The organism is Rhizobium sp. SYY.PMSO, assembly GCF_046840415.1.
In the GTDB taxonomy this organism is placed as follows: domain Bacteria; phylum Pseudomonadota; class Alphaproteobacteria; order Rhizobiales; family Rhizobiaceae; genus Rhizobium.
Map to the genome: position 1 here is coordinate 510,382 of NZ_CP177351.1, position 19,536 is coordinate 529,917.

Sequence of the window (19,536 nt, forward strand, 5' to 3'; positions counted from 1 at the left end):
GATGAACTGGCACCCGATCGGTGACGTTTCCGATATCCCATTGCGAGGCGCGCGTTGCGTGAAGACGCCGCATGGCAAGATCGCCGTTTTCCGCACCGCCGAGAACGAGGTTTTCGCCATCGACGACCATTGCCCGCACGGGAACGGCCCGCTTTCTCAGGGCATCGTTCATGGAAAAGCCGTGACCTGCCCGCTGCACAACTGGGTGATATCGCTCGAAACCGGCAAGGCGCTCGGTGCCGACGAAGGCGAGGTGCGCACCCTCTGCATCAGGAACGAGGATGGAAAGCTCTTCATTGCCCTTGAAACCATGATGATGGCGGCGGCCGAATAGATGGCGTCCGAAACCGAAAATGCGGCGGCGACTGCTGCCTCTCCAGTTGCACCGGGGGCAGGGCGGTCATCGCCGGCTATCTTGCCTGCGCCGACCAATGAAGCGTGCGCCCGCATGGCGCCGCTTGCCAAGCTTCCCGTCTTCTGGGCGCTGGAGGGCAAACGGGTGATCGTCGTCGGCGGCTCGGACGCGTCCGCCTGGAAGGCCGAGCTTCTCGCCGCCTGCGGCGCCGAAGTGCATGTGCATGCAGACGGGCTTTCCGGCACTTTCGAGACATTGATTGAGCGCGGGGCAGGGCATCGTCATGGCTGCTTTGTCCGCCATCGCGAGCCGTGGAGCCTTGAAAGTTTTTCCGGTGCCACGCTTGCCGTTGCCGACTTCGACAGGGATGAGGAGGCACGCGCATTCTTCGAAGCCGCGCATATGGCCGGCGTGCCGGCGAATGTCATCGACAAGCCTGATTTCTGCCAGTTCCAGTTCGGCTCGATCGTCAACCGTTCGCCGGTCGTCGTAGCGATATCGACCGATGGCGCCGCTCCGATCCTTGCACAGGCGATACGCCGGCGCATCGAGGCGCTGCTACCGGCTTCGCTGAAAAACTGGGCGGAGCTTGCCCGGTCGCTGCGGGAAAAGATCAACGAGCGGCTGTCGCCGGGCCCGCAACGCCGGGCGTTCTGGGAACACTTTGTCGATCGCGTATTTGCCGGCTCGGGCGGGCCGGAGGAGGGCACCGGCAGGCTGCTTCTGAACGAAGCAGAAAGACTTCGCGGGCAATCGTCTTCGCAACGTGGTCGCGTGACTCTCGTCGGCGCCGGTCCCGGCGATGCCGAGCTGCTGACGCTGAAGGCCATGCGTGCGCTGCAGGCGGCCGACGTCATCCTCTTCGATGATCTCGTTTCCGGCGAAGTGTTGGAACTCGCCCGCCGCGAGGCCAGGCGCATCGTGGTCGGCGGCAGCGGTGACGGTGAGACTTGCCGGCAGGAAGGCGTTGCCGAGATGATGGTGGCACTGGCGAAAGCCGGCAAGCGCGTGGTGCGGCTCAAGGCCGGCGACCCCACGACACTCGGCCGGGCCAGCAAGGAGATCGGGCAGCTTGAGAGCAGGGATATCCGGGTCGATATCATCCCCGGCATCGCCGCGACCGGCGCCATGACCGCGCGGTTTGACGATTTGCCGGTGCTTCGCGGCCGCACCCGATCCGCCCGCTTTGCCACCGGACAATCGCGCCGCGGCAGGCTGCCCGGAGCCATCGGTCGCCGTCCGATCCGGAGGCAGCCGTGAAGGACAGCCTTGCGACATTTGCGTTCGAAAGCGATTTCGCCGGCAGCCTGCCCCTGCGGAAAAGCCGTCCGTGATGTCGGGCGCAAGAACGGTGAAAGGCTCCTGTCCCTATTGCGGCGTCGGCTGCGGCATCGTGATGGAGGTCAAGGACAACAAGGTAATCAAAGTGTCCGGCGACAAAAGCCATCCGACGAATTTCGGGAGACTTTGCACGAAGGGGAATACCTGCGGCCAGGCCATCGCTGCGGCCGGCCGCACGGACAAGGCACATATGCGCGCCGCGCGGAATCAGGACCAGCTCCCGGTTTCGATCGACAGGGCGATCAGCGAAACCGCTCGGCGGCTGACGTCGATTTTGGAACGCCACGGACCGGACGCCATTTCCTTCTACGTGTCCGGCCAGATGTCCCTGGAGGCCCAGTATCTCGCCAACAAGCTCGCCAAGGGGTTCATCCGGACCAGGCATATCGAGTCCAATTCCCGGCTGTGCATGGCAAGCGCCGGCAGCGGCTACAAGCTCTCGCTCGGTTCCGACGGCCCTCCGGGCTCCTATCAGGATTTCGACAAGGCCGATCTGTTCTTCGTCATCGGCGCCAACATGGCCGATTGTCACCCGATCCTGTTCCTGCGCATGATGGACCGCGTCAAACAGGGCGCGCGGCTGATCGTGGTCGATCCGCGCCGCAACGCCACGGCCGACAAGGCGAACCTCTTCCTGCAGATCAAGCCGGGGACCGATCTCGCGCTTCTGAACGGCCTTCTGCATCTGATCGTCAGGAATGGCCGCACAGACGCCGCCTTCATTTCCGAATTCACCGAGGGCTGGGAGCAGATGCCCGGCTTTCTGGCGGATTATCCGCCGGAAAAGGTATCCGCGATCACCGGCATCCCGATGGAGGACATCGTCAAGGCGGCCGAATGGATCGGCGCCGCGCCGGACGTGATGAGCTGCTGGACGATGGGGCTGAACCAGAGCACGCACGGCACCTGGAACACCAACGCGATCTGCAACCTGCATCTCGCCATGGGCAAGATCTGCCGGCCGGGAAGCGGCCCTTTTTCGCTGACCGGCCAGCCGAACGCGATGGGCGGCCGCGAAATGGGATATATGGGGCCGGGCCTGCCCGGGCAGCGCTCGGCGCTCGTGGAAGCGGATCGCTTCTTTACGGAAGACCTCTGGAAGATTCCGCGCGGCAGCCTGCGCGCCGAGTCGGGCGGCGGCACGATCGCCATGTTCGAGGAGATGGCCGCCGGAGCGATCAAGGCCTGCTGGATCATCTGCACGAATCCCGTGGCGACCGTCGCCAACCGCGACAACGTCATAAGGGCGCTGAAGGCCGCGGAGCTGGTGGTCACGCAGGATGCCTTTCTCGATACCGAAACCAATATCTATGCAGATATCCTCCTGCCCGGCGCGCTCTGGGCGGAAGACGACAGCGTGACGATCAATTCCGAGCGCAACATGACGCTGACGCGCAAGGCTGTCGAACCTCCGGGCGAAGCCTTGCCCGACTGGCTTATCATCGCGCGGGTCGCACGTGAGATGGGGTTTGCCGAGCCATTCGACTATGCCTCCTCGTCCGAGGTGTTCGAGGAGATCAAACAGGCCTGGAACCCTCAGACAGGCTATGACATCCGGGGCGCAAGCCACGAGCGGCTGGACCGGTCGCCGCTGCAATGGCCGGTGGCTTCGGTGGACGCCGCAGACCGGAATCCGATCCGCTATATCAACGATGGCGTCAGCCAGGAGCGCAAGGTCCTGGCGGATGGAACCGAGCCCCGGCTCGCCTTTGCGACGGCAACGGGGCGGGCGATGTTCTTCGCGCGTCCGCACATGGCGCCGGCAGAAACACCCGGCCTGGAATTTCCACTCGTGCTCAATACCGGCCGCCTGCAGCACCAATGGCATACGATGACGAAGACCGGCAAGGTTCCGACGCTGAACAAGCTCAATCCCGGTCCGTTCGTGGAAATCCATCCCGAAGACGCCGCGGAACTGGGCATCGGGGACAGGGACCGGGTAGAGATCCGCTCGAAGCGGGGCCGTGTGCTTCTTCCCGCCGTCGTCAGCGACCGGGTAAGGCCCGGAACATGTTTTGCGCCCTTCCACTGGAACGACAGCTTCGGCGATGACCTTGCCGTCAATGCCGTTACCAGTGACGCCGTCGATCCTCTCTCTTTGCAGCCGGAATTCAAGTTCACGGCCGTAGCCCTGAGGCGCGCCGAAAAAGCGGCCCCGACGAAGCATTCCCAGGAGACGCACCAGATGAACATCGCTGTGAAGCCTCACACCGACGCCTTGGCCGGCGCGGAGTCCGCCGCCGCGTCGGAGATTTCTGTGCTGAGCAAAATAACAGGTGTCGCGCTTGCTCCTGCCCCGGTCTTTGCGCCTTCGGAGCAGGCCTATCTGCAAGGGTTCATGACCGGCCTGAGCGCCGCGCTCGCCAATGGTTCGACGGATGTTCCGGTGCTGCCCGAAAGCGCGCCCTTGACAACCGAACGCCGGTTGCTCGTCGACGGCATGCTGGCGGGCCTCTTTTCGCGAAGCCGCGCAAGATCGGACGCTGTCGCATCGCCGCTTTCCAACCTCCCGATCGCGTCTCCGGCCGAGGGAGCAGCGTCGGCCGTTCTGATCGCATGGGCGTCTCAGACCGGCAATGCCGAGACGGCGGCGTCGAGCTTTGCAAAGCGTCTTGAGGCGCAAGGCCGGGCGTTTCGTCTTCTGGCGCTGGAGACCCTGTCCCCCGATGATCTTGCCGAGGCGCGGACCTGCCTGTTCTTCGTCAGCACTTTTGGCGATGGCGATCCGCCCGACAACGCCGCCGCCTTCTGGAGCGCCCTTGCCGAGGAGCCGGCACCGCGTCTCGATGGCCTGCGGTTTTCGGTTTGTGCGTTCGGCGACAGCAATTACGACCAGTTCTGTGGCTTCGGCCGCAAACTCGATCACAGGCTGGAGGCGCTCGGCGCGCGCCGCATGCTCGAGCGCGTCGATTGCGAGCCGGACTATGAGGAGCGGGTCGCAGCCTGGACCGAGCGCATAGCCACCATGCTGCAATCGGCCGAAATCGCGATTACGCCCTCGACTGCTGCCGGAAGCGGCCTCACTATGCCTCGTCCCGCCGCCGGCATTCTGCCGAAACCGGCGTTCAGCCGGAAGGCGCCCTATGCGTCCCGGCTGTTGGTCAACAAGCGGCTTACGGCGGAGGGGGGCGCCAAGGAGGTCCGGCAGTTTGCCCTGGGTCTCGGCGGCGGAGAGTTGAGCTACGAGGCCGGCGATGCCCTCGGCATCTGGCCGAGCAACTGCCCCGTACTGGTCGGCGAGATCCTGACGGCGCTGAAACTCAAAGCCGACGCCCCGGTTTCGGTCGAAGGATTGGGAGAGTTGCCGCTCGCGCAGGCCTTGGAAAGGCATTTCGAGATCGGGCGGGTGAGCGCCGACTTCGTGAAATGGTGGGCTTCCCTTTCCGGGAGCGACATGCTGTCGGAAACGATATCCGGCGCGCGGGAGGATGTCGCACGCTGGCTCTGGGGCAAGCAGATCGCCGATATCGTGGCGCTGGCGCCGCGTGGGGTCGGAGCGCAGGAATTCGTCGGCAGGCTGAAACGCCTGCAGCCGCGACTTTACTCGATTTCATCGAGCCCGAAGCTCCATCGAAGCGAGGCTCACCTGACGGTTTCGGTTGTCAGATATCTGAACGGCAGCGTGAGCCGGACAGGAACCGCATCGGCGTTTCTCGCGGATCGTGCCACGGATGCCGATGTCCCGATCTTCGTTCAGCCGTCGGTGCATTTCCGTCCGCCGCAAGATCCCGACGCGCCGGTGATCATGGTCGGGCCGGGCACGGGCATCGCTCCCTTCCGTGCCTTCCTCCAGGAGCGGGAGGCGATCGGTGCCAAGGGAAAGAACTGGCTGTTCTTCGGAGAACAGCATCAGGCCACCGATTTTTACTATCGGGATGAACTGGAACGTTGGACGAAGAGCGGTCATCTGACGCGGCTGGACCTTGCCTTCTCACGCGACCAGGATGCCAAGATCTACGTCCAGCATCGAATGAGCGAGTACGGCGGGGAACTGTTCCGCTGGCTGGAGCGCGGTGCCCATTTCTATGTCTGCGGCGATGCGAGCCGTATGGCCAGGGATGTCGACGCAACGCTCAAGGAGATCGTCGCCTGCCATGGAAACCTGACCGGCGATATGGCGGAAAATTATGTGAAAGCGCTCTCTGCCGAAAAACGCTATGTGAGGGACGTGTACTGACAAGGCTCGATCCCGATAAAACAGCCTCGTCGCCGGATGAAAGCAATATCAGGCTCGCGGGGCAGTGCCGAGCTATGGGGCTCGGACCGTTTTAAACGGCAAGGACACTTTGGCATCGGCCGGTTCTTTGAAAGGATACGGCAGATTGTACCGGTCGCGGACCGTCTTTCCTTCGTATTCCGTCCGGTAGACGCCTCGCTCCTGAAGGATCGGAACGACCTTCTCGACGAACTCCTCAATGTCATCAGGCGCGCGCGGCGGCTGCAGCGTATAGCCGTCGACCGTACCGTCGGCCCAGAGATCGATAATGGCATCGGCGACCTCGTCCGGCGTTCCGAGCACCAGACGATGGTGCCCTTCGGAGCGACGGACAGCCTGACGCGCCGTAAGCTTCTCATGGGCGAGAAGGTCAGCCAATCCCAAGCCCATGCCGACCGCCTGTATGCGGTTGGGATCGGGAATGAAACGTTCGGCCTCGAGAATGGCGTCGGGGTCGAAGCCATCCGGATCGATGCCATTGTCTTTGACGAAGCGGGCGATCAGGCCATCCTCCGAGCCGGCGCCGCTGAAGAGCTCGTGCTTGCGCAGTGCCTCCTTGCGGCTTTCACCCAGTATCGCCACAAGGCCCGGCACGATACGGATTCCGGAAGGGTCGCGCCCAAGCGCTGTCGCGCGCTCCTTGACCTTCTTTCCGAAGGCCTGGCCCGCGGGCTTCGAAAGGATATTGCAATAGATGATCTCGCCATGGCGCGCGGCAAGTTCGATACCGCCCTCCGAGGCGCCTGCTTGCGCAATCACCGGATGGCCCTGCGGTCCGACTGGTACGTTGAGCGGACCTTTGACGGTGAAATAGTCGCCCGTGTGATCGATTGCCTGTGCGCTTGAGGCATCCCAAAATCGGTTCTCCGGGATGTCGCCCTCGCGGGCCGGATCCCAGCTCGACCAGAGCCGCTTGGCGACATCGAGGAACTCCGATGCCTTGGCGTAGCGTTCGCTGCGTGGCGGCAACGGCGCCGCTCCAAAGTTGGCGGCGACATTCGGGTTGAAGGAGGAAACGATGTTGATGATCATTCTGCCGCCGGAGATGATATCCGCGGACTGGGTGCGCCGGGCGAGATTATAGGGAGAATTATAGGTCGAGGACACGGTCGCGACGAAACCGATGTCAGGCACCTGTGCAGCCAGCGCCGTGCAAAGGATCAATGGGTCGATCGTGTGGAACGGACGACCGTTGGGATCGGTCATCAACGCGGGGTGGTCGGAGAAGAACACCGCGTCGAACAGTCCCTTGTGCGCGAGTTCGGTCAGCCTGCGATAGTAGCCGGGATCGTTGATATCGTGCCGCGTGCCGGTGCGATACCGCCAGGCATTGCCAAGATAGCCCGTCGTGTTGATGCCGACGTTGAGATTGAGCTGTCGTTTCGCGTTGGTCATGCGGGTCGGCTTTCGTATTCTGGAAGGCGATGCACGCTAGTTCGTAAATTTAATTCCCTACAGAATTTATAGACTAATATCATCGAAGGGGAGGGAAATAATTTCCAGCCTTCGGGGACAAAGGAGTGCGTGCCCAAGTCTGATCGGCATGCATGCCGGTATCCGTGACCGCGCGAAGGATTGCTTTCGGTGCGCGCTAGAAAAACTGTCTTTGGATATGCCGGTTTCGAAACGATCATTTTTGCGACGGGTCCCAGCGCCCGGAACCATCAATTTTCGGAGCGAAGCAAATGTCGATCGATCGCCGTCACTTCAACCAATTGCTCCTCCTGGGAGGGGCGGGCGTTACCTTTGGAAGCATTCCGTCATGGGCCGCGGCCGCCGAGACGCCCGTGAATGGAGGAACCCTGAACTGGGCCTATTATCCGGATCCCACCGCGCTGATCGCGATCAACACGTCTTCCGGCACGGGACAGGCGATCGGCCCGAAGATCAACGAGGGGCTGCTCGATTTCGATTACGATCTCAACCCGACCCCGCTTCTGGCGACGTCGTGGTCGGCAAGCGCCGATGGACTTCGCTACACCTTCGCGCTCCGCAAGGGCGTGAAATGGCACGACGGCAAGGACTTCACCTCCGAGGATGTCAGGTTCACCATTTTCCGGCTGAAGGAAGCGCATCCGCGCGGGCGCATCACCTTCCAGAACGTGACATCGGTCGAGACGCCCGATCCGCTGACGGCCGTCATCGTGCTGTCCAAGCCGGCGCCCTACCTGATTTCGGCGCTCGGAAGCTCGGAATCGCCAATCGTGCCGAAGCATGTCTATGAAACCTTCAAGCCGGCCGAGCAGCCGACACTTGCGCAGACGATCGGCACCGGCCCCTTCATCCTCAAGGAATGGGTGCCGGGCAGTCATCTGATCTTCGATCGCAATCCCGACTACTGGGATGCGCCCAAGCCCTACCTCGACCGCGTGGTCCTGCGCGTCATCCTCGATCCGGCGGCAAGGGCCGCAGCGCTTGAGACGGGGGAAATCGATATCGGCGCAAACCCGGTGCCGCTATCCGATGTCGAGCGCCTTAAGGCCAACCCGAACCTCGTGGTCGATACCACGACCTATGCCTATTCCGGGCCGCAGCAGCAGCTCTTCTTCAATTACGAGAACGAGATCCTCACGAAGAAGGATGTGCGGCTGGCGATCGCCCATGCCATCGACCTGCAGAAGCTCGTGGATATCGCACTGTTCGGCTATGGGCAGGTTTCGCCAAGCCCGATCAGCACCGCATTGCCGAAATGGTACGACCCGAGCGTCAAGGCGCGCGAACCGGATGCCAAGCTTGCCAACAAACTGCTCGACGACGCCGGTTATCCGCGCGGCGCCAATGGCACGCGCTTCAAGCTGCGGCTTGCCTATAATCCCTTCCTGCAGACGTCCTATGCTGATTTCATCAAGCAGTCGCTTGCCGCAATCGGCATCGATGCGGAAATCCTGCAGCTCGACCTCGCGACCTTTCTGAAGACCGTCTATACGGATCGCACCTGGGACCTTGTGATCGAATCCCTTTCCAACACGTTCGATCCTACCCTTGGCGTGCAGCGTGCCTACTGGTCGAAGAACTTCAAGATCGGCCTGGTGTTCTCCAATGCCAGCCACTATTCGAATCCGGAGGTCGATGCGGTGCTCGAGGCCGCAGCCACCGAGCCGGACGAGGCCAAGCGCCGCCAGCTCTGGTACAAGTTCCAGCACATCGTCCATGATGACGTCGTATCCGTCGATCTGGTCGCTGCGGGCGCCCAGATCGTCGCCAACAAGCGCGTGAGGAATTTTGCACCCGGTGCGCAGGGCATCAACAACAGCTTCGGCCAGATCTGGCTGAGCCCGAACGCCTGAGGGGGCCGGCGCTTGCCGCCCGTGGATCTTGAGCCGGCTTATCCAAGCCGGCTCAATGCGTTCCTGGCCGCGATCGTGCGGATCATATGGCTTTGCGGCGCGTGCGACCGGGCGGTGATCGCGTCGCGATGATGGCGCTCCAGCTGAAAATCGCGATTGAGGCCGGGATTGCCGGCAAGCTCGAGTGCGAGGCTGGTCACGGCAACAGCATTGTCGATGACGACATGGCGGACGTTCATGCCGTCCATTCCGACGGACCTGCCGGCATCGACATCCTCCCCGAGCGAACGCAGCAGCCGCGCATTCGTCGCGAGCCGCACCTCTATTTCGCCGAGGCCGTCCTGGATACGCGGCACCGTTGCGATCGGCGCGCCGAGGCTGGCGGGCGCATGATGGCTTGCGAAGGCAAGAACGCGGTCGCGCGCCGCCCTCGCCACGCCATGATAGACCGCACCGAGCAGGCCGAAGAAGAAGGCCGCGGCATGCTCGTCGCGGCGGATCGGCTCGGCGGTCGGCTGGGCCTCGATGAGGTCGTCGAGCGGGACCGGGACGTCCTCGAGGATGATATCGTCGCTCGCCGTCGCATGCATGCCGGCCGCATTCCAGCTTTTTTCGATCCTGAGGCCGGCGGCATCGGTCGGCACCAGAAAGGAGGCAAGGCGGGGCTCCGGTTCGTCGGTGAGGGCGAGGAGCGATACCCATTTCAGGATGGGAATACCGGTCACGTAACTTTTATGGCCGGAAATCCGCCAGTACGCGCCGTCGCGACGCGCGATGGTTTCCGGCAGAGCGCCATGGGCCGGTGAGCCGATGCGCGGTTCGGCCTGGGCGTTGTTGATCAAAGCCACGCCCTGCCTGTTTGCCGACAATACGCGGTCGGCCAGATGCCGAGGCCATTTGCCGAAGCGGCGGATCGTAAAATGCAAGTTGTAATGCATGGCAAGCACCAGCGCGGTCGAGGGCTCGCCCCGGGCAATCTCGCTGATGACGGCCTGCGCTAAGGTCAGGCCCTCGCCAAGCCCGCCATGATCGCGAGCGGTGACGAGGCCCAGCAGGCCCGCTTCGAAGAGCCTGTCGAAATTTTCGAAGGGAAAGGCGCCGGTCGCGTCGTGATGCGCGGCTGTGCCGGAGAAATCGTCGGCAAGGCTTTTGGCCTTGCCGATCGGGTCGGTGAGTGTCTCGGTCATCGTTGTTGCAAGCCTTCAGGCAACGGCACGTTCGGCAAAGCCGTCGAGATGGCGGCGGTCCACCCACTCGCCGATATCGAAATCGCCGGCCAGGAAGCCGAAGTCGCGCAGGAAATTCTTGTAGTGCTCGACGGCGGACACAAGCTCCGGCTCCAATCCGAGGCCGAGATGGCGATGGATTTCCGGGCCGTTGGCCGCAAGGACCTGCTCTTCGGTCGCTCCGGATTCACGCGCGACGAAACGCCGTGTTTCCTCCGGATGGGTCTCCGCCCAGGCGCTTGCCTTGGAGATCGCCTCGATGAGCTTCCGCACGAGATCGGGGCGCTCGTCGGCCAGTAGATCATCCACGGTCAGCACGCGCGGCGAGCCGGAATTGATGCGGATCTTCGGATCGGGATGAAAGCCGAATTCGGCCACCTGGACGGCGCCGATGAGATTGGCGACATTGATGCCCGCGGTTCCCTTGACGTAGATGGCGTCCACTTCGCCGCGCAGGAGAGCGGCGATTTCCTCGCCATAGGCCTGCCGGCGCTTGAGGCCGAAAAGCGATGGCCCTTCCTGGCTTGCCAGCACGGAATCGGCAAGCGCGATCTCGACAATCTCGACGTCGTTGAGGGACAGTCCTTCAAGCGAAAGGGCCGAGACGAGACCCTTGAGCGCCGTGGCGCGCATGAAGTCGACGATCCCCTCGGGGCGGCGGGCAATGCCGAAGCGACGGCCCTTGAGATCCCTGGTTGTCTTGATGCCGGTTCCCGGCAGGGTGATGATTGCCTGAAACTCGTCCGTCCATGTGATGCCGACAAGGCGCGTGCGGCGGCCCTCCGAGCGGGCTCGAATGGGCGGCACGTTGCCGCCGTGCCGGAAGGACCAGTCGAGCGTATGGTTGAAGTGGCTCTGCCGGATGTTCCGGTCGGGCGAGTCGATGATGGATTTCAGCGTCACGCCCTCGGTGCGAAAGGCGTCCTCGAGATAGCCGAGTTGCGCGGCAAGGCCGACAGGCGTCGGAACAGGGCAGCGCGTGTACCAGATTTCGGAAATGGCATTGCTGGTCATGATCGTTCCTTTCAGTGGCGCAGGCCGGCTTGTTTCATCAGCGGCAGGACGTCCGTGCCGAAGAATTCGAGATCGTCGCGGAAGTCGAAGAAACTGAGCTGAAGGCCGTCGACGCCGGCCGCCTTGAGCTTGACGAACTGGTCGACCACTTGTTCCGGCGAGCCGATGACGCGGATGTTGCCACCGACGAAGCGGTAGGGATCCTGCGGGTCGCGGCCCTTCCATGCCTGGGCGTCCGAGTTCAGCGACTGGAAGCCCTGCGGAGACCGCTGGTCGGCATGGGCGACGATCCGGTCCGCCAGTTCCCATGCCTCCTTCTCGGTCGGCCGACAAATGACCATCGGATTGAGCAGGGTGCGTACAGTGCGGCCGATATCGGCGGCAGCGTCTTTCACCCTCTTCGTGTGGGCCGGCAGGGAGGCAAGGGCGCTGTCGATATCCGCCCCGGTCGGGCTGGTGATGAAGACGATATCGGAGTAGCGGGCGGCGAAGGCGATGCCGGCATCCGAGCCGGTGGCGTTCACCAGGATCGGCCGGCCGAAATTCGGCTTTGGCGTGACGAAGCCGCCGCCGAGCTTCCAGCTGCTCTCGCCCTCGAACGAATAATTCTCGTCGTCGCTCCACAGCCGCTGTACGACCTCGAGAAACTCCGCCGCAAGCTCGTAGCGCTTGTCATGCTCTATGCGCGGCCAGCCGAACATCTCGTGTTCGACCGCCCTGTGGCCGGTGACGACATTGATGCCCCAGCGGCCGCCGGTGATGTGATCGAGCGTGGCGCCGAATTTTGCGAGGTGCAGGGGATGCCAAGGCCCGTAGAGCACATGCATCGTGGAAATGAGCATGATTTTCTTCGTGAGGCCGGCCAAGGCGGCGGTCGAGACGAAGCTGTCGAGCGCCTGTCCGTTGAAAACGCCGCCATAGCCGCCCTTGGGAAGCCATTGCGACAGAGCGAACACCAGATCGAAGCCAAGCTCCTCGGCGCGCAATGTCAGCGCCTTGTTGTAGTCGAAGCGCCAGTCGGTGGACCGCTCCAGCGTCGATTGCGTCCAACCGCCCGCCTGGATCGGCAGGAAGAGGCCGAGAAGCACGGGCTGCTTCAGGGCTTGCGACAGCGGACTATCCGCAAAATCGGTCGGCGCGGCGAATTTCGGCAGGCCCACGATGGAGCCGGGCAGGTGTTGAATAGACATGGCATTCCCTGCTTTCTGTGCTTCAGGCGGTTGCGAGATAAGCGTAGGCGAGACTGCCGGAGATGCCTTCGCCGCCGAGCGTGTGGTCGGCGATGCGCTTGTTGTAGATGGTCAGTTCCGGCTGGCTGACGATGTCGAGGGCCGGCAGGTCGTCGACGAGGATTTCCTGAATCTGCCGCCATTGCTCGACGCGCTTTTTCGAATCCACCTCGATGGCGGAAGCCTCCAGAAGCGCATCGACCTTGGGATTGTTGTAGGCCGAGCCATTGGAGAAGGGCACGCCGGGCTGGAAATTCTTGCTCCAGTAAAGCCGCTGCACGCCGACGGTCGGGTCGAAGAGATTGCTCATGCCCTCGAAGGCGAAATCGAAGTCGCGATCCGTGTAGATGCGCTTGGTGTAGGTCGCAAAATCCTGGCTGCGTACCGTCACCTCGACGCCGACCTTGGCGAGCGCCTGGCGGATATATTCCGAGCCGCGGCTATAGCTTTCGCCGCTCGGCACATAGTCGAGGTTGAGGCGCAGGCGCACGCCGTTCGAGCCGCGCGGATGGCCGGCCTCGTCCAGCAGTTTCTCGGCGGCCGCGAGGTCGATCGGATACGTCTTCAGGTCGGCGACATACCATTTCGTCAGGTTGGGATTGATGGGACCGGGGATCGGTTCGCCGTAGCCATAGTTGATCGTGTTGCGGATTACCTTCCGGTCGATGACATGCGCAAAGGCGCGCCGGACCCGAATATCCTTGAAGACCGGTTTTTCGAGATTGAACTCGATGCGGCTGACGCCGTTGGAATATTGATAGCCGCGTGTCTCGAAGGCGAGGCTGTCCACGCTCTTGAACCGCTCCAAATCGCTGAGCGGGACAGGCGTCGATGGCGCCAGGTCGATCTCGCCGGTTTCGATCGCGATGGAGCGCGCGGCGGCATCGGGAATGAAACGAACGATCAACTGGTCGAGATAGGGGCGCGGCTGGTCCCAGTAGTCGGGGTTGCGCTCATAAACGATATGGCTGCCGCGCACCCATTCCTTGAACTTGAACGGTCCGGTGCCCACAGGTGCGAGATTGACCGGATTTTCCGCGGCCTTCGTGCCTTCGTAGAGATGGCGCGGGACGATCGGCGATTCAGAAGCCGCGAGTGCGGTGATGAGATAGGGCGCCGGTTTGGAAAGGACGAGCACCGCGGTCAAAGGATCGGGCGTTTCGATATCGACGAGATTGAGAAATGTATTGCGGCCGCGCGGGTGAACGTCCTTCAACGTCCTGATCGAAAAGGCCACGTCGTCGGCGCCGAAGGGTTTCCCGTCGTGCCATTTGACGCCTTCCCGCAGCTTGAACGTGTAACGCAGCCCATCGTCGCTGACGGCCCACTGCCTGGCGAGCAGCGGCTGCGGGTTGAGATCGAAGTCATAGGTCAGAAGGCCCTCGGTCACTTTCGGCGATACATAGACCGAATTGAACGCCGTATGGGCGATCGTCGTCAGAACCGGCGGTTCGGCCGAAAGCAGCAGGGTTGCCGTGCCGCCCTTGGACGGAGCTGTGTAGCCCGACGTTCCCGTCATGACGAGCGCGCCGAAGGCTGCGGACGAAAGCAGGAAACTGCGCCGTGTAGTTGCTGGAAGTCTGGTCATCTGAGGTTGCCTCGCATGTCTGGGGCCGTGCTGTGACGTGGGAGCAGCGGCTGGGTTTTATCTTTCCGAAGAGAGCGGTTCCCGTAGGTTCGTTTATTCTCGAATGTCGGATTTTTAGTATTAAAAACTATCATGCATTCAAATCTCATTGATTTGTTCCAAATGTTGCTGCCCGTTCGATAAATTCTGGAAATATCTACCAATACGGATTTGACAAAACCTACAGATTTAGTCAACTAATATTGCGATGCAGCGATTGGAATTTCCGCGACGCTGCCCGAGGAGTTTCGATGTCGGCTTACATTCGGATAGGGCGAACGCTACGCCGGACCGCCATTCAGGCGGTGCCGACGGTACTCGGCATCGTCATCCTGAACTTCTTCCTGCTGAAGCTGGCGCCGGGCGATGCGGCCGATGTCATGGCGGCGGAAGCAGGCTCTGCGACGGTCGAGACGATGGCGGCTCTGCGCGAACGCTTCGGCCTGGATAATCCGATCCTCGTCCAGCTCGGGAACTACCTGAACAATCTTGCTCATTTCAGCCTCGGCTTTTCGCCGCGCTACGGCATGCCGGTGGCGGATCTGATCGGACAGCGGTTGCCCGGCACCCTGACGCTGATGCTGGCAGCGCTCGTCTTCGCCATCGTGATCGGCCTGACGCTCGGATCTCTGATGGCAAGCTTTGCCGGACGGCTGCCGGACCGGCTGATCTCCATCGTTTCGCTGCTCTTTTATTCGATCCCGGGCTTCTGGATCGGGCTGATGCTGATCCTCCTGTTTTCCGTCAAGCTCGGATGGCTGCCGAGCGGCGGCGACAGCACCATCGGCTCGCGGCTGACCGGCCTGCCGGCCCTGCTGGACCGGGCGCGTTACATGGTGCTGCCGGCCATATCGCTCGCTTTGTTCTATCTCGCCATCTATGCCAGATTGACGCGCGCGGCGATGCTGGAGGTCAAGTCCCAGGATTTCGTGCGCACGGCGCGGGCAAAGGGCGTCTCTCCCTTCATCCTGACAACCCGGCATGTGCTGCGCAACGCGCTCATCCCCATCACCACCATGGCCGGCATGCACTTCGGCGGCATGCTCGGCGGCGCCGTGGTGGTCGAAACCGTCTATAGCTGGCCGGGGCTTGGACGGCTGGCTTTCGAGGCGGTCATGGCCCGCGATTTCAGCGTCCTGCTCGGCATTCTGCTTCTCTCGTCATTCCTCGTCATCATCGCCAACGCGGCAGTCGATATCCTGCAAGCCTGGCTCGACCCCCGGATCGGAGCAAGCCGATGAAAGCACAAGAACTCAAGATCTATGCGGAGGAGGAGCGTGATTTCAGGTCCGAGGCACCTGCGACGGAAGCGCGGCCTGCATCGGTTCCGGAGCGTCGCTGGACCCATATTCATGCACCCGATGCGCGCACGACAGCCGTGTCGGGAGGGCGCTGGCAGGGACGCGGCCGGGAACTGCGGATCTTTCTTGCCAATCCCAACGCGCTCTTCGGCCTTGCGGTTCTTGCCGGCATCGTGCTTGCGGCCCTGCTGGCGCCAGTGCTTTATCCCGGCGATCCGCTGGAAATGGTGGCGCGGCCTTTCCTTTGGCCGGGCCAAAACGCAACCTATCCGTTGGGCACGGATTCCATGGGGCGCGATGTGCTGGCGGGTATCCTGCACGGTGCCCAGATCTCGCTGACCGTCGGCATCGCGGCAACGCTTCTCGGGCTTGGCGTTGGCGTGGTGATCGGCGCGCTTGCCGGCTATTTCGGTGGCATAGTCGACGATCTGCTCGTCAAGCTCATCGAGATTTTCCAGACGATACCGAGTTTCGTCCTTCTCGTGGTGCTGGTCGCGATCGCGCAGCCGACCACGTCGACGGTGACGATGGCGATCGCCATCGTCAGCTGGCCGACGGTTGCGCGCCTGACGCGCGCCGAATTCCGCGCGATACGGGAGAAGGATTATGTCCTTGCCGCCCGCAGCCTCGGTTTCGGCCACGCCCGCATCATCTTTCGCGAGATCCTGCCGAATGCTTTGCCGCCCCTGATCGTGACGTCTTCCGTCATGGTGGCGAGCGCGATCCTGATGGAATCGGCGCTGTCCTTCATGGGGCTCGGCGATCCCAATCGCGTCTCGTGGGGTTCCATGATCGGCGCCGGACGCGATGTCATCCGCACGGCCTGGTATCTCACCGCCTTGCCCGGTCTCGCCATCGTCTTCACCGTGCTCGCGCTCAATCTCATCGGCGACGGTCTGAACGATGCGCTCAATCCCCGCTTTTCGGAGGAACGCTGATGACAGGGCTTCTGCAGGTTCGCGATTTCTCCGTCGGCTTTGGTGCAGCGCAACCGGTCAAAGGTGTCAGCTTCAGCGCCGCTGCCGGAGAAATGCTGGCGATCGTCGGCGAGTCCGGCTCCGGCAAGTCGCTGACGGCGCTCGGCCTGATGAGGCTGCTGCCGCGGCATGCGCAAACGGCGGGCGAGATCGTCTTCGACGGGCGCGACCTCCTGAAATTGTCCGAACGCGAGATGCGCGGCATTCGCGGGCACGATATCGCCATGATCTTTCAGGAACCGATGACATCGCTCAATCCGGTCCTGACGATCGGCGATCAGATCGTCGAAGTTCTGCGCATCCATGAGAGATTGAGCCGGAAGCAGGCTCGTCAGCGGGCGATCGACCTGCTCGATCTCGTCAGCATTCCCGAGGCGGCAAAGCGTATCGACGACTATCCGCACCAGCTCTCGGGCGGCATGCGCCAGCGTGTGATGATTGCCATCGCGGTTGCCTGCAATCCGCGGCTCCTGATCGCCGACGAGGCGACGACGGCGCTCGATGTCACGATACAGGCACAGGTGCTGCAACTGCTCGATCGCCTGCGCAGCCAGCTCGACATGGCCGTGATCCTGATCACGCACGATCTCGGCATCGTCGCGCAATGGGCCGATCGGGTCGTCGTCATGTATGCCGGCCGAAAGATCGAGCAGGGCCTGCCGGGCGCGCTGTTTGAAACGCCTTATCATCCCTATACGCAAGGGCTGCTCGCCGCCTCGCCGCGCCTCAAGGCCGATTATCACTATCGCGACGGACCGCTGACAGAAATCCGGGGCTCCATCGTCTCGGCTGCCGGCGAGAAAGGCTGTTCTTTCCGGCCTCGCTGTCCCGTGGCGCGATCGGCTTGCGGGCAGTCCGTGCCGCCGCTTGTCGAGGTTTCGGCCAATCGTGAAGTGGCCTGTCCCTATGTTCCAGCTGTAGCGGAGAGAGCCCGTGTCGCTTCTGTCGGTCGATAGACTGTCCACGCACTATCCTGCCGCGGCCGGAACGGTCCGGGCCGTGGATGATGTGTCGCTCGAGATTCTCGAGGGCGAGACCGTGGCGCTGGTCGGCGAATCCGGCTGCGGCAAGTCGACCCTCGGCAAATCGCTGATGCGCCTGATCGATCCCACCTCCGGCCGGGTCACGTTCAAGGGGCGCGACGTGGCGGCGATGTCGAGCAAGGAATTGCAGGCGATCCGCCGGCATATCCAGATGATCTTCCAGGACCCGTTTGCCTCGCTCAATCCGCGCCAGACGATCCGGACGATTTTGACCGCACCGCTCGCGGTTCACGGCATCGGCGACCGCAGGCAGCGCAACGCCATCGCCGCCTCGATGATGGCCCATGTCGGCCTGCCGGCGGATTCGCTCGATCGCTACCCGCATGAATTTTCCGGCGGCCAGCGCCAGCGCATCGGCATTGCCCGCGCTCTGGTCCTGCAGCCGGAGCTCGTCATCTGCGATGAGCCCGTTTCCGCGCTCGATCTGTCGATCCAGGCGCAGATCCTCAATCTTCTCGTCGAGATGAAGACGGAGCTTTCGCTTTCCTACCTCTTCATCTCTCACGATCTCTCGGTCGTGCGCTATTTCGCCGATCGCGTGCTCGTCATGTATCTCGGCCGCATCGTCGAAAGCGCTTCGACGGCGAGCCTCTGGAACGACGCCAAGCACCCTTATACGCAGGCCCTGCTTGCCGCCGTGCCGGATCCGTCGCGGCGCAAGCAGGCGGCGCCGATCACCGGCGATCTGCCGAGTCCTCACAACCCACCGTCCGGCTGTCGCTTTCACACGCGCTGTCCGCTCGCTTCAGACATCTGCCGGACCGACGATCCGGCCTTCCGGCAAATGGGCAGCGGCCACGCCGTTGCCTGCCATCACGCACAATGAAATGGAGAAATGACATGGTCGACTATCGCTATCTCGGGCGCAGTGCGCTGAAGGTATCGCCTCTCACCCTTGGAACCATGATGTTCGGTGGTCCGACGCCTGACGACGTCGCTTTCCGCATCATCGACAAGGCACGCGATCAGGGCATCAACTTCATCGACACCGCCGATGTCTATCATGACGGCAAGTCGGAAGAGGTGGTTGGCCGCGGCATCAAGGCGAACCGCGACCATTGGGTTCTGGCGACGAAGTTCGTCAATTCGCACAAAAAGGGTCCCAATCTCGGCGGTCACTCGCGCAAATGGGTAATCGAGACGGTCGAGAACTCGCTACGCCGTCTCAACACCGATTACATCGACATTCTCTATTTCCACCGCGCCGTCTTCGACGCGCCGTTGGAAGAACCGGTACGCGCGATTGCCGATCTCATCCGCGCGGGCAAGCTGCGCTATTTCGGCGTGTCGAATTTCCGCGGCTGGCGGATCGCCGAAATCGCCCATCTGGCCGATCAGCTCGGCATCGATCGCCCGGTCGCAAGCCAGCCGCTTTACAACATCGTCAACCGCACGGCCGAGGCCGAGCAGCTTCCGGCCGCCCACCATTACGGTCTCGGCGTCGTATCCTACTCGCCGCTGGCGCGCGGCGTGCTGACCGGAAAGTACGAGCCGGGTAAGGAGCCGGCGGCCGATACGCGCGCCGGCCGTGGCGACAAGCGCATTCTCGAAACCGAATGGCGGCCGGAATCGATCGCCATCGCCAGGGAAATTGCTGAGCACGCCGCCGCCAGGAAGGTGACGCCGACCGAATTCGCGATCGCCTGGGTGTTGAACAACAGGCTGATCACCTCCGCGATCACGGGCCCGCGCACGGAAGAGCATTGGGACAGCTATTTAAGTGCTCTCGACGTCAGGCTCAATGCCGAGGACGAAGCCCTGGTCGACCGCCTTGTCACGACTGGGCATCCTTCGACACCGGGCTTCAATGACCCAAGCCATCCTGTCGAGGGGCGCGTTCCGCTCAATGCCGCCGGCGATGCGGAGAACGTCGTGCCGCTTACCCGCGCCGTAGCCTAGTCATCGAGCCCAGGGCCCCGC

At 62.7% G+C, this 19,536-nt stretch carries 14 protein-coding genes; 9 read left to right on the top strand and 5 right to left on the bottom strand.

The features are described from left to right. The first annotated feature begins 1 nt into the window (after position 1). From nirD to ACJJVH_RS29095, 3 genes are all read left to right on the top strand, one after another. Complete coding sequence (gene nirD, locus ACJJVH_RS29085) at positions 2–334, top strand: nitrite reductase small subunit NirD (protein ID WP_112803526.1); 333 nt, start codon at positions 2–4, stop codon at positions 332–334. Positions 335–448: 114 nt separating this feature from the next. Continuing rightward, positions 449–1,615, top strand: a complete 1,167-nt coding sequence (locus tag ACJJVH_RS29090; RefSeq protein ID WP_412066845.1) for an SAM-dependent methyltransferase — start codon at positions 449–451, stop codon at positions 1,613–1,615. Positions 1,616–1,688: 73 nt separating this feature from the next. Beyond that, entirely contained in the window at positions 1,689–5,873 is a 4,185-nt protein-coding gene (locus ACJJVH_RS29095; RefSeq protein ID WP_412066846.1) for a molybdopterin-dependent oxidoreductase, read from the top strand. 72 nt (positions 5,874–5,945) lie between these two features. On the opposite strand, the gene ACJJVH_RS29100 is transcribed toward ACJJVH_RS29095, so the two are convergent. Further along, on the bottom strand, positions 5,946–7,307 hold the full coding sequence (locus ACJJVH_RS29100) for an NtaA/DmoA family FMN-dependent monooxygenase (protein WP_412066847.1): 1,362 nt from the start codon (positions 7,305–7,307) through the stop codon (positions 5,946–5,948). 290 nt (positions 7,308–7,597) lie between these two features. Here ACJJVH_RS29100 and ACJJVH_RS29105 point away from each other — a divergent pair, with 290 nt between their 5' ends. Beyond that, entirely contained in the window at positions 7,598–9,199 is a 1,602-nt protein-coding gene (locus tag ACJJVH_RS29105) for an ABC transporter substrate-binding protein (protein WP_113423322.1), read from the top strand. Between the two features lie 38 nt (positions 9,200–9,237). Here ACJJVH_RS29105 and ACJJVH_RS29110 read toward each other — a convergent pair whose 3' ends face one another. The 4 genes from ACJJVH_RS29110 to ACJJVH_RS29125 are packed head-to-tail and all read right to left on the bottom strand — an operon-like array spanning position 9,238 to position 14,256. Beyond that, positions 9,238–10,386, bottom strand: a complete 1,149-nt coding sequence (locus ACJJVH_RS29110) for an acyl-CoA dehydrogenase family protein (protein WP_412066848.1) — start codon at positions 10,384–10,386, stop codon at positions 9,238–9,240. A 15-nt stretch (positions 10,387–10,401) separates the two neighbouring features. Further along, on the bottom strand, positions 10,402–11,439 hold the full coding sequence (locus tag ACJJVH_RS29115; RefSeq protein WP_412066849.1) for an ABC transporter substrate-binding protein: 1,038 nt from the start codon (positions 11,437–11,439) through the stop codon (positions 10,402–10,404). 11 nt (positions 11,440–11,450) lie between these two features. Further along, complete coding sequence (locus ACJJVH_RS29120; RefSeq protein WP_113423319.1) at positions 11,451–12,629, bottom strand: LLM class flavin-dependent oxidoreductase; 1,179 nt, start codon at positions 12,627–12,629, stop codon at positions 11,451–11,453. 22 nt (positions 12,630–12,651) lie between these two features. Further along, positions 12,652–14,256: an ABC transporter substrate-binding protein gene (locus ACJJVH_RS29125; RefSeq protein WP_412066850.1), complete on the bottom strand. Its 1,605-nt coding sequence runs from the start codon at positions 14,254–14,256 to the stop codon at positions 12,652–12,654. Between the two features lie 290 nt (positions 14,257–14,546). On the opposite strand from ACJJVH_RS29125, the gene ACJJVH_RS29130 reads away from it, so the two are divergent. The 5 genes from ACJJVH_RS29130 to ACJJVH_RS29150 are packed head-to-tail and all read left to right on the top strand — an operon-like array spanning position 14,547 to position 19,515. Next, positions 14,547–15,536, top strand: coding sequence for an ABC transporter permease (locus ACJJVH_RS29130; protein WP_113405852.1), 990 nt, complete (start codon positions 14,547–14,549; stop codon positions 15,534–15,536). After that, positions 15,533–16,534: an ABC transporter permease gene (locus tag ACJJVH_RS29135; RefSeq protein ID WP_412066851.1), complete on the top strand. Its 1,002-nt coding sequence runs from the start codon at positions 15,533–15,535 to the stop codon at positions 16,532–16,534. The genes ACJJVH_RS29130 and ACJJVH_RS29135 overlap by 4 nt, the downstream gene beginning before the upstream one ends. Continuing rightward, complete coding sequence (locus tag ACJJVH_RS29140; RefSeq protein WP_113423317.1) at positions 16,534–17,529, top strand: ABC transporter ATP-binding protein; 996 nt, start codon at positions 16,534–16,536, stop codon at positions 17,527–17,529. Before ACJJVH_RS29135 ends, ACJJVH_RS29140 begins: the two co-directional genes overlap by 1 nt. Next, a complete protein-coding gene (locus tag ACJJVH_RS29145) occupies positions 17,507–18,442 on the top strand; it encodes an ABC transporter ATP-binding protein (RefSeq protein WP_412066852.1) in 936 nt (311 codons plus the stop codon). Before ACJJVH_RS29140 ends, ACJJVH_RS29145 begins: the two co-directional genes overlap by 23 nt. A 14-nt stretch (positions 18,443–18,456) precedes the next feature. After that, positions 18,457–19,515, top strand: coding sequence for an aldo/keto reductase (locus ACJJVH_RS29150; protein ID WP_412066853.1), 1,059 nt, complete (start codon positions 18,457–18,459; stop codon positions 19,513–19,515). Positions 19,516–19,536 lie beyond the last annotated feature (21 nt).

Excerpts from the sequence above, each read along its gene's own strand:
- nirD (WP_112803526.1), top strand. The coding sequence starts at position 2 with ATGAACTGGCACCCGATCGGTGACGTTTCCGATATCCCATTGCGAGGC.
- ACJJVH_RS29090 (WP_412066845.1), top strand. The coding sequence starts at position 449 with ATGGCGCCGCTTGCCAAGCTTCCCGTCTTCTGGGCGCTGGAGGGCAAA.
- ACJJVH_RS29095 (WP_412066846.1), top strand. The coding sequence starts at position 1,689 with ATGTCGGGCGCAAGAACGGTGAAAGGCTCCTGTCCCTATTGCGGCGTC.
- ACJJVH_RS29100 (WP_412066847.1), bottom strand. The coding sequence starts at position 7,307 with ATGACCAACGCGAAACGACAGCTCAATCTCAACGTCGGCATCAACACG.
- ACJJVH_RS29105 (WP_113423322.1), top strand. The coding sequence starts at position 7,598 with ATGTCGATCGATCGCCGTCACTTCAACCAATTGCTCCTCCTGGGAGGG.
- ACJJVH_RS29110 (WP_412066848.1), bottom strand. The coding sequence starts at position 10,386 with ATGACCGAGACACTCACCGACCCGATCGGCAAGGCCAAAAGCCTTGCC.
- ACJJVH_RS29115 (WP_412066849.1), bottom strand. The coding sequence starts at position 11,439 with ATGACCAGCAATGCCATTTCCGAAATCTGGTACACGCGCTGCCCTGTT.
- ACJJVH_RS29120 (WP_113423319.1), bottom strand. The coding sequence starts at position 12,629 with ATGTCTATTCAACACCTGCCCGGCTCCATCGTGGGCCTGCCGAAATTC.
- ACJJVH_RS29125 (WP_412066850.1), bottom strand. The coding sequence starts at position 14,256 with ATGACCAGACTTCCAGCAACTACACGGCGCAGTTTCCTGCTTTCGTCC.
- ACJJVH_RS29130 (WP_113405852.1), top strand. The coding sequence starts at position 14,547 with ATGTCGGCTTACATTCGGATAGGGCGAACGCTACGCCGGACCGCCATT.
- ACJJVH_RS29135 (WP_412066851.1), top strand. The coding sequence starts at position 15,533 with ATGAAAGCACAAGAACTCAAGATCTATGCGGAGGAGGAGCGTGATTTC.
- ACJJVH_RS29140 (WP_113423317.1), top strand. The coding sequence starts at position 16,534 with ATGACAGGGCTTCTGCAGGTTCGCGATTTCTCCGTCGGCTTTGGTGCA.
- ACJJVH_RS29150 (WP_412066853.1), top strand. The coding sequence starts at position 18,457 with ATGGTCGACTATCGCTATCTCGGGCGCAGTGCGCTGAAGGTATCGCCT.